Here is a 12,933-nt window from a genome sequence, read left to right on the forward strand (position 1 = left end):
TTAAGCCGAGAACTATACAGTCCAGTATTTGCACCTTGGCTGAGATTCCTTCAGATTTTTACTTCAGTTCAGTTTTTCAGCGCACCATGGATCTGTTCGACGTACATCCAGCGGCACGACCGATTGGTAAATGCGTTTCGCGCCACGAGACTTGGAGCAAGATCTTCATCAGAGATGCTGTCGTCAAAAAATGGGTCTTGCGTTAATCTTGGGTCGTTCGCGTGACGTCGGGCAAATTCGAGCATGCGGCTTTTGTTGATCCATAAATCATCCCGTCCGATGGAAGCCAGCGCTTCCAGCCCAAGCTCATTGAAGGTATTACAGTCGAGAAGAACGCCTTGTGGATTACCGGTCCAGCAGAACTGAGGCGTACCGTAGGGATCGTCGAGAGGGAGATACACCCCTGTACGAGCCGGTGTCGTGCCACTCACACCAAGGATATCTGGGCGCAACCGAAGTGAATCCGCTCGGTCGATATCATGCTTGCACTCGGAAGCAGCGAGCATCAGACTGAAATCATCCCAGCGCCCCGCCCGTTGATGCTGACTGACCGTGTCGTCGAGCTGACGGGCGTGCCATGAGATTGCTTGAAATTGATTGTCGAAGTTATCCTGCTCATCAGGCGTCATCCAGGCCAGCGATATTTCTCTCAAGCTGCGCTCGCATTCGTTCGCAATGGTGATTGAAAACGAATCGCTGGCACGTTCGGTCATCTGTCCTTCGACTGAACGTTCGAAATGCATAAGAATGGAGCAGGCATCATTGCGCCAATTTTCGGACATCTCACGTGCGCCACGCTGGGACGCGGTAATCAATGAGTTGCGGCGTTGCATTTTCGAGAGATCGAGTGTCGGATCGACTGCAACCATCAGCCCCTGCAACTTGAGGCGAAGTTCTTTCAGGTAATCGAACGACGCATAGAGGTAGAGCAGTGTGACTTGAATTTTTTGAGACTGACTTAACTCGAATGGAGCAGATTGCATACTGAATCCTTGCTTGTGCCAATGCGCTCGTTGTCCCGGAAAGGGAGGCCGGTTCCCGGTTCAAGGTCCATACCGTCAAAATTGGCACAAACCCGTTGTCTCGGGACCCGGGCGGCGATATTTGTAGCGCTAATCATCTCGCCTCTACCCAAAGAGGGGATTTTTTCGATCCTGTAGGGATTCTAGCCGATCTTGAAACTTGAGGGATTCTATTGTTCAAACGACGTCGATGATCACCAGCAGTAGCATCGTCGTACCTCCACAGTCAATAATTCGTCTGAAATACGTTCCAAGCGCAAGGCGAACTGTACCAGGCCAGAGATGCGCCATTTATTTAAGTGGAAGGAGCTGTTGTTCTATTTCTATGCCAGTGCAAAGCATGGCGCGCAGCGGCAGTAATTTTTTGATACCTGTGCATGACTGCATTCACTATGACTTAATCAACAGCGTAAAAAATTACTCGATCTACTGGGAGTCAGACTGTAACAACAAATAAATTAGGTGGCGATTATCTGAAACACAAGTGATGCCATTTACCAATCTACCGCCTTTGGTCATCTTTGCGCTGTAGGGACTGCAATCTCCGATCTTCGATATTTCGATACGACTATTCTCATGTTTGGCCATTAGTGTTTTAAATTCTTTTGACAGCCAAGGTCTGGAAGCTTGACGTACTATGTACTCCTCCTTGGGATCTACCGACGGGCGCGTTAGGAAGCTTCCATCCTTGATTTCAATTTCCGCGACGAGCGCGACGAAGTCGGATGGGCCTGGAATATTAGCGTACTCTGGTGATCTGAATACCTCCCATTTTGCAGAAAGTACCTCATTGGGTATCGCAACAACCTTCTTTAACGCTAATAGATCGTTGGAGTAAAGCTTATTTTCTATATCTTTCGAGCACGCTGTTAAAGCAGAAAGCAGCATTAGTGCCAGAATTCTTTTCAAATGGATTATAAAAAACATCATGTTGAACCAATTTCATTAAACATTGAGACCGCCTTGATTCAAATTTTCTATGGAAGCTCAAAAGGCTGATCATTCGGCAATCTCCTCGAGAAGCTAAAATTCGACGCTTTTGCCTTAGTAATGCCTTTTTTAAAAATTTCTAGCTCGTTATTTCGACGTTCTGTCAAGGAAATCATACACGAGTCGTGGGCGACCCCGGTGCACATTCCATTGTCACAGTTGGCTTCGCTTTCCAAATCGTCACATGTCTCGTCTCGCCAGCTTATCCAACTTGTTTGGATTTTCCGTAAATTTTCCTGGTCAGTCTTATTGAGCATTTTGCGTAGAATCGAATAAGAACGATTAAGTCTATTATCGTAATCTTTAAATTCGTCAAAATTTCGGCAGCGTACGAGTGGTGTGTTTTCGAGCGCACAATTTTGATCGCTAAGCGCACTCGTCAGGATGCAGTTCACTTCGCAGTGTCGTTTGCCATTAGCCGTGGTAGAGCATGCCAGCACCAACGAAATGGTAGCCATTTTGATTATTTTAGTAAATTGACGTCTCATATCGGTTCACATTCAAAGATTTGACTTTCAAATAGGTAAGGTTCGTTTTTTCTGCTTCCATAATCATCGACTTTGACAAAGCCGCTGATCCAGGCTCTTCAACTGCTGCGCTGCAGACAAGACGAATTGCACCGGATCTCAGCTGCAGATCACTTCGCAAATGGCCGGCACCAGTGCGTTACCGCTGGCCCAACCAGCCGCGCCATTTCCGGTTCCGTACACAATCGAGATTCGTGCATGCCTTGTGCATCACCTGATGCGGTTCGAATCATCGGCAAGCGCATAATACCTGATGAACGAGCAGGCCTGATTGGTAATCAGAGAGCGCATCAATGAGGCGGCGAGTTCGCCTGATTACTTACTCCTGGTCATTTCACAGGAAACGTCCGATGTCCATACGAACTAGATCGACCTCGGCCAACTGTGCAAGCATTGCAAGATGCTCGATCATTTTAACTTTGACGAGGTTTTCGATCTTGGGAAGCCCACCGATACTTAAGGCAGGTTCGAAAGCATATATCTCATCAGAATTAAGTGGCCCCAGTTTTTTTAGCGCTTTTTTGAACAAAAGTTTTTCTTTATCATCTCTGAAATCGAAGTTCTTCTTCACTTTGGACCCAAAAAAGGCTATCAGTTCCAGATCCTCTTTATCTTCACTGAAGTGGGGCTCGAACACTGTAACTGTGCCAAACAAAGGTTCAATAATCACGTTCATTCCAGTCTTCTTCCCCCATAGATGTATTTCCCCGAAAGCGCTGCGGGTAATTGCTGTGTACAAGCTTGCGTCCACCAAATCGACATTTTCCAGCCAAAGTTCGATTACGGGTTGCATCTCCTCCGGGTCGGTGGTCCATAACAAACCGTCGGCAAACCCTGACCAACCTACTTCTTGCCAAAATACGATAAGTGCATCTGGTACCCGTTCTATATATTTATCCAGGCTTGATTTGAAGGGCTTAACTCCGCCTGGCTGCAAAGGAAATTCCGTTAAAAAATCTTCTAGATATTGGTTCATGATAAATTTTAAAAAGTTGGGTATTGTATGCAACGTTGCTGTACGCATTGCATACCTCGTCTGTATGACTTTAGGGCCGCCAAATGCTTGTCAAAAGAGCGTCTTCGGAAATTGCGTGATCTCCTCATGCGTCGGTTGTTTCGACAATTCACTCGGGTCGTCGCACATCAATATCAACGAGTTCGACCTCGCCAAGTTGAGATAGGAAAACGAGATGCTCGACCATTTTGACCTTGACGAGGTGCTCAAGATTTGGAGTTCCTCCAATCGCTAATGCTGGCTCGAAACCGTACATTTCGTCAGACTGAAGTGGCCCCAGCTTTCTTAGCGCTCTCTTGAATAAAGGCTTGTCCTTGTAGTCATAGAAATCTGAGGATTTCTGCTTTTTTGATGCAAAAAAAGCGAGCATTGCGGCGTCTTCTCTGTCCTCGTGAAAATTTGACTGAAAATTGGTCACGGTACCGAGTAATGGTTCGATGATCACACTCATTCCTGTTTTCTTTCCCCATAAGTACAGTTCACCGAACGCGTTTCGCGCAATCACTGTGTAATTTTCTACCAAAAGGCCAGTCTGCTCTAACCACGCCTGAACAGCGGGATCGAACACTTCAGGATCGCTGCTCCACAGGATGCCATCACCATATCCCGACCACCCAGCATGCGTCCAGAAATCCACTAGAGCGATTGGAAGTCGTGACCTGTAAATGCTGTAGTCGCAACAGTGGAATTGGGGCCGAATTAGGTTGCTGGGGAAATTCTAGCAAAAATACTTTGAAATAATAATTCATTGTTTATTTAAAAGCAAATTCGAGACGCTCGTTAATTAAGATCAAAGAATTTTGCTGACATCAATATGCAAAATTTCGACATCTCCCAACTGCGCCAGGAAAATTAACTGCGGTGTAATTTTTACAATTGCGATGTTACCGAGGATTGGCGATCCCCCAATAGCGAGGGCCGGTTCAAAACAATACATCTCGTCAACTGCAACAGGTCCAAGTTTTCTTAATACCCTTTTGAAGAGATTGTTTTCCTTCGTGTCTTGCATATCGAGATAGTCAGGATCGATCTCGCATAAAAAATCCTGTAGAGCATCTGTATCATCGCCGGCGGCGACATCTTCATCAGGAGGAGAAGTAATTATTAATGAATCTAACGAAATAATTGTGATGTTCTGCCCTGTTTTTTTATTCCAGAGAAAAATGCGGCCAAATGCGCTCCTGGCAATCGCTAGATAATTTTGCTTATCCGGTATGTTGGTTGAAGCGAGCCATGCTTCTACAGAAGAAGCATATTCTTCCGGGTCGGTAAGCCAAAATAATCCGTCATAAAATCCGCCCCAACCGTAATCATGCCAATACTCAAGCAGCTTCCGCGGCAATTTACCGGAAAATTTCGCAATCTGGGCTTCGGTTGGCTGGGTTTTATTAAATTCTGGTCCCATAATCGACAAAAAGTATTCATATACTTCATCCATAACCATTCCTTTATAAATTTTTCGAATTGATCACTTGCCAAGCAATGTGCCGGTTTTATATCAGTAGCTGCGTACTTAACTTCAGAAAATCTCTTCTGCGTGATCTATGGTTCGATATTGTTACTCTGCGTGCGCTATCAGGTTCGGTGCTGTCAGGCCAGAATTTATATGCAATTCCTCCAGCCATTCTTCGGGTGATAGAGAATCTTCCATGGCAGTCAGGCTTAGCACAGGCGATCTTTTAGGTGAAAGAGTCTTATTCTGATTCACGAGCCCAGCTGTGCCAATGTGACGTTAATTTATTTTTTCGAAAGAAAGAAAATTTCCGCGAATCGGATTAATGATCAAAACTCGATATTGGTGGTTTTGGATTCATATATTCTTTATCAATTTTTATACCGTTTTTTTCTAGCCGCTCTTCCAAGGAACGTCGGCGCTCGGCAGAATTCTTTAATTCGTCGATAAGAAGTGATTCCCACGACTCAGTCGCGTTGGAGTCGACATATTCCTTAAAATATGCGACGTCTGATTTGACTGTGTATCGTACGACGTAACTGGCGAATGCTTGAGCCTCAATTTCTTCTGAAGTTCTAGAAAAACTTACTTCAAGAAATATTTTTCCCTTGTTAAATTCCCAAGAGGTAAGGTTATCGATGTTCATCCATTCGCTGATCGATAGGTCGTAACTCGAATCCAGTGATGTTGGATTCTTTGTTTCTAGAAGATAATTCAGCATATCTTTACCTCTCAATCGGGGTGCGGTAAAAGGAATTAACGTGGACCATCCTGAACTTTTAATTTTTTTAAGGATTGAGAGAAACTTTGTCCTCGCATCTTCGTGAGAAATCTGGTTAGAATCCGTAATTTTTGAAATAATGGTTAGTCGATAGATTCCTGGATTCTTTTCGCCATTATCCTCAGTGCCGACCATGCCTAGTACGTCATCGAACACGAGGCTACTGTCACTCATATCAAGCTTAATTTTCCCTTTTTCGGTAGCTCTCCAATTGACTTGATAAAAAGTGAGTCCGGCAGGTTGGCGCTCGACTTTGACAGCGCCGGGATATTGATTTTTCAAATCGATTCCTGGCTGGCCTATTCTGATCGTAAATGTATTGTTTCCATCAGCTATCCTTTCTTTTGAAATTCTTCTTTCGCAACTACACAGCGCAAAGAAAAATACAGCAGCAAGTATTATTCGTTTCATGTTGTTTAGACAAGAGGTTGGCAAAGTTCGAGGTTAACTTGACTTTTTCCTACGACCTTCGTAACGGGCTAACTATCTTGGAAATTCTTTCTGCCTGCGATGATATTAATCGTACATTCTCGAATCTGGTCTTGGCCTATATGAGGTGATCGGAATTTTCTGCGCATAGTAAAAGCCAGTTCATCCTGCTCGAAAAAAATCGAAAATTCTGGTTCATCTTTATGGATGAATTGCAGGCGTGCTACCACGCAATATCTGCGATCTATAAAACTGCCTGGTAAGTGACGCATGGCGGGACACTTTGACTGGCTAATCGTTGGCCTGTGGGACCCTGCCGGTATTCTTCAATAGGTTACCCGGTTGAGCGTGTCGATGACTGTCACGTTGACTATGCCGTGATCGTGTGTGAGGCATTTAGGGATCGCGATTTTTCTGAAATATGATCATCTTCTCACCTTGGCCGATGTGACATCACCCTTGCTAGTCCTTCCAGCTCTCTTCAAATGTCATCAGATCCGCGGTGCCGTGTTCGACAATAAATGGCGAAGATGTTTTGGGAGAATCGGTCGTGCCACCACCGCTATTATTGCATTCAAGGCGCGTTATCACATCTCCGTTGAGCGCTACAGACAGTCCGGGGGCACCGCGTGTGGGCGAATATACGGTGTATCTATAATGTCCCTTTTTGAACCAGAGAACATCTTCGGAATTGTTTGCATAAACAATTTCACCGCGATGAAACTTTTGTGTCGGTAGTTGAGTGTTGGCAGAATAACTCAACTCGACTTTGGACTTCTTGCCGAAGCGATAGTCCATATGGCCTTGCTTGTGACTGTTGGAAGAACAGACTGAAACAATTTTTTTGTTTTTCAATTCGCATGAAAAGATGATATTTTCATCCGATGCGCACAGAGTTGACTCTGCAGCTTGTGTTAAGGGTGCTATCGAAAAAAAACCAAGTAAAATTTTGATCGCTATGGCGCGCACGAAAAATTCATCACTTGGATGCCGGACAAGTAAGTTCATCATAGTTCAAAATGCTTATTGATTGCGGGCATTTCACTTTCCTCGATAATAAACGTAATGCTGTGTATTGCAGGATGCGTCGCAAGCGGATCACACTTGGCCCACAATTTTTATTCTGCACTTTGCAGCCAACGGCAGGCACTACGGAAGTCATAGAATTTAAATTGGTCGTGCCGTCGACCATCTTAAAATCTTGGCTTATCCGTACCCGAGTATGGATCATAATCAATTTCTACAAAGGCTGCTGAATTGCTACGGTGGGCTGCGTTTTTATCGCGACCCGAGCGATGACCTTATCGTTAAATTCTATGCAGTATGCATTGCTGTTATCAAAGTTGCTGTCGGCCTTGTCCATTTGATACCTCTCGGCGCTCCTATCAGTGCAACGGGCGCATCAAGTTCCTCATTGGCTCCGCAGCATCCTCATCGCGCGAGCGATTAGGCGTCTTGAACGTGTTCTGTCTACCCGCACCACCAAGCTTGCCTTTCGGCTAGGGCCCCATGTTCGTGATCAAATCAACCTGCGCCTGCAGCGCCTCTCTGCTCGCCAAGGTCTCTTGCGATGCTGCCGCTTGGAGTAGGGCGGCTTCCATCGCGTGCACCACGTAACAACCCGATTGACTCGCTACTGTGTAGTTCGGTAGACGTCACGTTACCCCCTTACTGCGCACGTGCCGTTGGGACATCAGCACAGTGCCACTACGAACGATATTCCCCACACCAGTTGGTAACCTGAACCCGTGCTGCGGTGAATGTCTCTCTGTACCGAGCTCTCTGACTACTGCACCACATATCCAAGGTCGGACTGCAGTCCTGCGCTGCTGGCCGCCAGGCGCGAGCGCCACCACCCCCGGTATCATCAAGGTCTCGGTGCTTAAATCCCCCGCAGTCACAGTTGCTTTTGTACATCACGGAAATCACGTTGGCATGGTCGATGGCGTTTTGGGTGCTAGCAGAGCAGGGCGGGTGCATCAGACGCCGTTCATAACTGCACCATGACCAGCGGACAATCCTTATCGCGTTCGATAAAATTGAGCTGGACTGAAGATGTATGACATGAACTTCGAACCCCAGTTCTGCTCCGCCAGCGCTTCGAACACCGCCACCCACGTTCCGTACACATCTTTGCCACGCGCTTTGCTTTCCTCATTGGTTCCGTGCATTAGTCCGCCCGATATGACGTCAGCCCCGCGCTGCCAGGCGAACCAAAAGCGCGTCATAGTGCTTGTAGCGTTGGCCGTCTACGCTAATCAGGCCGCAGTGGCCGATTGCGGTTCAAGCGAAGCCCAGGCAAAGCGTACAACAGGCTCGCGCGGCTTGATCGCAACTACTTAGCATGCTTTCCCCAACCGATTACGGTACGTCCTCGGCTCGAGCGTGTGTTCCCGACTTTCATCAAGCCGGAGTTTCGCCGGTCTGTCCGTGCTCGTGGCGCTAGTCGAGGTTAGCTTTCCACGGCACATACCAGCTTATTCGGTTGGAATACCAATTCCTCCATCCAACAAGCTGATATTCCACTTATTCATATTTTCGTATTCAAACTCAATCTTATAGTCAAAATTTTTATGGACCGTGATTAGCAAAAGGCCTGGCGACTTTTCCATTTCTTGCATCAGTTCCAAACAGATATCATTCATTGAAACAAAAAATTCATCTTGATCTAGTGCGCTTACAATAAAAACATCGCCAGGCACGGTGTATGAAGAACATGACTCGAGTTGATAGTCTTCAACAAAGAATCTATAAAAAGCGCTCTCGAACTGAGGCTCTAGTTTTCTTATTGCGTTAACTAGGTTACTCGCAAGTTGAATGATCAGGTCTGTTTCTCTATCCTTCATTCTTCAGCCTCTTTGATATATTAATAACCCTAATTAGCGAGATGCAAACTTCGTTAATTTTCCAAGCCAGACCAGGATTGACAATGCCCCCGTGTCCACATCCGCAGCAGCAAGCAGCCATTTTGAGTTTGAGGTCCTTGCTGGCCTCCGCTAGCATTCAGGTGGAAGCGATGAATTTTTTGCTGATGTTGGTCCGATTCATGATGCCTGCCAACTTTCTTGCGAGGCACACAAATCAAAAATAACGTCGGTACGCCCGCTATAAGGTTGCGCCGGAGCTGTACATCGGACACCGGCTATTCAATAAAAGCAGGGATCGGCGCATCCATATAGGTTTCGTCGATTTCTACGCCCTGCGCCCGCAGTTCGGATTCTTTTGCTTTACGCATAGCCGGCAAATACTCTAACTGCAACGGCAACGCACTTTTCCAATAATCTTTCTGCTTTGGTGTTACATAGTTGCGGAAGTGCTCATTCTCGCTTTGCAACGTATAAGTTATCAGGTAGGAGCCTGGCTTATGCGGGTCGAGCAATGTAGGTTCGCGAGTAAAAGAAATAGTAAGGTAGGCATGATTTACGTAAAACTGCCATTGCATATCGCTAGGAATCTTCATCCACTCGACAAACGTTGGTTCGCAATCTGCATCAAGACTGCTTGCTGGAGATTCGGATAGAGCAAAATCTAGCATCGCCTTCCCACGCAGGCGCGGATCTCCCTCATTAATGAAAATTTTCCAGCCAGCCTTGCGAATACGTTGCAAAGCGGAGATGAACAATTTGCGGGCGTCGTCATGACCTATCAGGTCCGTATCTCCAATGCTCGCGTACACGTTGAATTCGATTAGCCCTTCATCTGGCGATCGACGATTGTCTACCGCATTGGCACTTAATACGTGTTCTACTGAAAATGTGTTTTCCCCATGCTTAAAGGTAACCATACCAAGATTTTCATTCCCCCACTTCACTTTATAAAAATTGACACCTGGGGGGCGAGTGAGAACTTTAATAATATCCTTATTTGTATTGGTAAATTCCTTGGGAGATTCGTTGAGCGTCAAGTTGACATTTGATACCATAGGCTTTACTGCCTCAGTTGATGGCACGCAGCCTGATCATGAGGCTGCAAGCAGGAATAAGGTAATGACTATTTTCATGTTACGTCAAAATGGTTGGTGTTACTTGCATCGGTCCGGCTATAGTTGTGCATCAGCTTGACTGAAAGTGACCACGAATAGCGGCATTTATCCCTTTCGGTTGCCAGCGAGTCATCTGGTAAGCAGCAGATGAGATTGCAAGCGGCGAACGTGGATCAATCAAGCGTGCTATTTCAAAAAAATTAACCTATTGCGATGTCAATCTTCGCGCAGATGCTCTATTTCAAGCGGAACGGGTTCTATGTCTGCCATAATAATTTGGTGCAAAAGTCCTATGCGTTTTCGAATAGATAATGCGCGAATTGCGAAGATGGGAGAAAATTCGAGCCCTTCTATTTCTGTATGATTTACAATCACAGGCGTGTTGTAATAGACATCTTTCGGGCTATCAGATGACAAGTGCCATTGCCCATCAAATCGAATTCTGACTATTTCACCGATATACCTTGCAAACGCTGCAATCCAACCGTCAGTTTCTTCCTCAGTACAGTCTTCAATAATGCTCAAGAATACTTTCTCAATGTTTTCTAAGGAATTCATTGTCAGATCTATTGAAAAACCTCTCTTATTTGACTCGTTCTCCACGGCCTCGAGTTGGTCATCCATCAAGATTAAAAAATGTTCAAAGTTATCTCTGTCGTTGGTGGTTATCATAATTTAATTAGCTTAAGAGTCATGTTTTAGCACACAGTTAATGCCGACTTTCTCAATGCCATCTAGATAAAAAAGTTCAAACTCCGTTTTTCATAAGCGACAAGGCTGTGTGTCGCCCCCGGCTTTGGTGTCGTGGCACCGCGCCGCGTTGTCGTCGTAAATCGACAGCAAGGCGTCTCACCGATGTACAGGTCGGACATCTAGTCGGCCACGGGCAGCACGGCAGGCCGCCATCCGCGCGGAGCCAAGTGGCATCGCTCCTGTCGCGACTCTTCGCGTCATGATAGTGAATATTTGAGGTGAACATAAAATTTTAAACTTGTCATTTCATCCATTCGAACTAATTGAGTAAAATTGCTCGTGGTCCGATGTGAGACCTAATCCGGCGCTTCAGATACGCTGATTAGCGGTAGCTGGTATATTTTCGTTAGTTGAGGAAGATCTGCCACTAATATGAAGGCCAATGCAGTCGTTGTATTGATACTTTTGGGATTTTTCACCAATAAAAATTTCAACTAAAACGCTCACCTCTGCTGTAATATCGACAGGGTTTTGTTGAAAAATTAAAATTTCAGAACTGGGAATTGTAGCGTCAAAAATAACTGACTCGCCAGGATAAATCATTTTGAATTTTTTCAGTAAATCGTAGGGAGCAAGGTTTATTCTTTGATTTCGCGACTCGTTGTTGGTTTCGTTTATCAATTTTATTTTTGGGCCACGTCGAATAATATATTCCAAAGGGAACCCGACAACGTCTGGTCCAATATTTTTAATAGTAATATCGATTTTAATATTATCTCCAGTATATATGCAGTCGACATTGTTTCGGCACGTTGCTGAAATTTTTAGATTTCGATTATCCATAGCAGTCGCTGGGGTCTGGAACAGAAAAAATGTGGCTAGCATGAAACAGGTTTTTATAAGATATCGCATGTGATCGTCCTACGATTTTTCTTTCTTAATGTATTTTGCATCTTCATCGGCACTGGTTCCGTCCCATTGGCGAATGGGGGGCGATTGTGCAAACCGCGGTACTGGATGCAGCACAAGTTGGCAGGCTCAACTTCAAAGTGAGCATCTACTGAAATGCGTCTATCCGCTGAGCTAGCTGCACCCCGTGGAGATCATGGAAGAGCGTGGCGTGTCGGCCGATCATTCGTCGATCAATCGGTGGCCAATTCGTGTCCTGCCGCTCATGGAGACAATGGACCGGATACACAAGCACCGGGTGCACGTCGTATAGGTAGAACTCGTTGCTCATATAGACGCGGTTGCGGAGATACTCGAAAGGTTTACACACCTTGCGAAATACCACGTGGCCATTGGACGCCTCAAGCACACGTACGCTGTAGCTGGGACAAATGTTGCCCTTCGAGCCCGCGCTGTTGGCTAATTTAAAAACATGCCTGGTGCCAGGCACGGTGAAGATGATGTGGCCATCGTTTGGCTGAAGTTGCATATCGAACTTGATCGCTCTGACCAGCGACATGACCAAGGTATCCGCTTCTTCCGCAGCGGCATCCGACTGCATGACTACATGCGACCAGCGCTTCTTGTCCTCGCTGCTGGAGCGAGCCTGTTCAACGACCGCCCGACCCTCGCGTTCGGCGACGTCGCCTGGATACTGAGCCGCGGCCTCGATATTCTTGACTTGTTGCTTCGCGAATGCTGCGGAGGAGCTTGGTGCCAAGCCTTCAGCCTGCGAATAACCGGACACTAAGGTCAGGGAAAGAACTGGAAGGGCCAACAGGGCGATTCTGGTTGTTTTCATGCGTTGTGCAGTTCGAAATAAAAGGCAGCATCGCCGAGAGCAGATAATTGCAAAGAAATTTTGGTTCTGACCCAAGTATTGCGGGCGAATGAAACATTACCACGGTTGCGAGCCATTTCCACGTATAGGACCAGACTTTGTCCAAATTCTGAGGAAACCGCCGCTGAGGGATCGAGAAGTGTACCAATGTTTGTAACCCGATTCAGACAATTTTGAAATGGAGGTTGTCAATCGCAGGTTATACCAAGGCACCCGGTACGCAAACGTTGGTTCTGAAAAATCGATGTTTTC

General features: G+C 46.0%; 11 protein-coding genes and 1 pseudogene. 1 reads left to right on the top strand and 11 read right to left on the bottom strand.

Annotated features, from left to right (window positions below):
* Positions 1-68 precede the first annotated feature (68 nt).
* The 11 genes from HD842_RS23295 to HD842_RS23345 form a co-directional block, all read right to left on the bottom strand.
* Positions 69-983, bottom strand: a complete 915-nt coding sequence (locus tag HD842_RS23295; protein WP_183558338.1) for a hypothetical protein — start codon at positions 981-983, stop codon at positions 69-71.
* A 1,016-nt stretch (positions 984-1,999) separates the two neighbouring features.
* The gene (locus HD842_RS24505) at positions 2,000-2,500 is read right to left on the bottom strand and encodes a lysozyme inhibitor LprI family protein (RefSeq protein ID WP_370660884.1); all 501 of its coding nucleotides are present in this window, start codon (positions 2,498-2,500) and stop codon (positions 2,000-2,002) included.
* 373 nt (positions 2,501-2,873) lie between these two features.
* On the bottom strand, positions 2,874-3,563 hold the full coding sequence (locus HD842_RS23305; RefSeq protein ID WP_183558344.1) for a GAD-like domain-containing protein: 690 nt from the start codon (positions 3,561-3,563) through the stop codon (positions 2,874-2,876).
* Positions 3,564-3,663: 100 nt separating this feature from the next.
* Positions 3,664-4,254, bottom strand: a complete 591-nt coding sequence (locus HD842_RS24510; RefSeq protein WP_370660886.1) for a T6SS immunity protein Tdi1 domain-containing protein — start codon at positions 4,252-4,254, stop codon at positions 3,664-3,666.
* Between the two features lie 90 nt (positions 4,255-4,344).
* Complete coding sequence (locus tag HD842_RS23315) at positions 4,345-4,992, bottom strand: GAD-like domain-containing protein (protein ID WP_183558350.1); 648 nt, start codon at positions 4,990-4,992, stop codon at positions 4,345-4,347.
* Between the two features lie 337 nt (positions 4,993-5,329).
* Complete coding sequence (locus HD842_RS23320; RefSeq protein ID WP_183558353.1) at positions 5,330-6,199, bottom strand: hypothetical protein; 870 nt, start codon at positions 6,197-6,199, stop codon at positions 5,330-5,332.
* Between the two features lie 480 nt (positions 6,200-6,679).
* Positions 6,680-7,225, bottom strand: a complete 546-nt coding sequence (locus tag HD842_RS23325) for a hypothetical protein (protein ID WP_183558356.1) — start codon at positions 7,223-7,225, stop codon at positions 6,680-6,682.
* Between the two features lie 1,469 nt (positions 7,226-8,694).
* Positions 8,695-9,063: a hypothetical protein gene (locus tag HD842_RS23330; RefSeq protein ID WP_183558359.1), complete on the bottom strand. Its 369-nt coding sequence runs from the start codon at positions 9,061-9,063 to the stop codon at positions 8,695-8,697.
* 296 nt (positions 9,064-9,359) lie between these two features.
* The gene (locus HD842_RS23335) at positions 9,360-10,121 is read right to left on the bottom strand and encodes a hypothetical protein (RefSeq protein WP_183558362.1); all 762 of its coding nucleotides are present in this window, start codon (positions 10,119-10,121) and stop codon (positions 9,360-9,362) included.
* 294 nt (positions 10,122-10,415) lie between these two features.
* Complete coding sequence (locus HD842_RS23340; RefSeq protein ID WP_183558364.1) at positions 10,416-10,871, bottom strand: hypothetical protein; 456 nt, start codon at positions 10,869-10,871, stop codon at positions 10,416-10,418.
* 390 nt (positions 10,872-11,261) lie between these two features.
* The gene (locus HD842_RS23345) at positions 11,262-11,735 is read right to left on the bottom strand and encodes a hypothetical protein (RefSeq protein WP_183558367.1); all 474 of its coding nucleotides are present in this window, start codon (positions 11,733-11,735) and stop codon (positions 11,262-11,264) included.
* Positions 11,736-11,982: 247 nt separating this feature from the next.
* Here HD842_RS23345 and HD842_RS24560 point away from each other — a divergent pair.
* A pseudogene (locus tag HD842_RS24560) lies at positions 11,983-12,102 on the top strand (IS6 family transposase); the annotation flags it as partial.
* Positions 12,103-12,933 lie beyond the last annotated feature (831 nt).

The sequence above is a fragment of the Massilia aurea genome (assembly GCF_014200505.1).
Lineage (GTDB): Bacteria > Pseudomonadota > Gammaproteobacteria > Burkholderiales > Burkholderiaceae_D > Telluria > Telluria aurea_B.

Coding starts and splice junctions, on each gene's coding strand:
- HD842_RS23295 (WP_183558338.1), bottom strand. CDS start 983: ATGCAATCTGCTCCATTCGAGTTAAGTCAGTCTCAAAAAATTCAAGTC.
- HD842_RS24505 (WP_370660884.1), bottom strand. CDS start 2,500: ATGAGACGTCAATTTACTAAAATAATCAAAATGGCTACCATTTCGTTG.
- HD842_RS23305 (WP_183558344.1), bottom strand. CDS start 3,563: ATGCGTACAGCAACGTTGCATACAATACCCAACTTTTTAAAATTTATC.
- HD842_RS23315 (WP_183558350.1), bottom strand. CDS start 4,992: ATGGATGAAGTATATGAATACTTTTTGTCGATTATGGGACCAGAATTT.
- HD842_RS23320 (WP_183558353.1), bottom strand. CDS start 6,199: ATGAAACGAATAATACTTGCTGCTGTATTTTTCTTTGCGCTGTGTAGT.
- HD842_RS23325 (WP_183558356.1), bottom strand. CDS start 7,225: ATGAACTTACTTGTCCGGCATCCAAGTGATGAATTTTTCGTGCGCGCC.
- HD842_RS23330 (WP_183558359.1), bottom strand. CDS start 9,063: ATGAAGGATAGAGAAACAGACCTGATCATTCAACTTGCGAGTAACCTA.
- HD842_RS23340 (WP_183558364.1), bottom strand. CDS start 10,871: ATGATAACCACCAACGACAGAGATAACTTTGAACATTTTTTAATCTTG.
- HD842_RS23345 (WP_183558367.1), bottom strand. CDS start 11,735: ATGGATAATCGAAATCTAAAAATTTCAGCAACGTGCCGAAACAATGTC.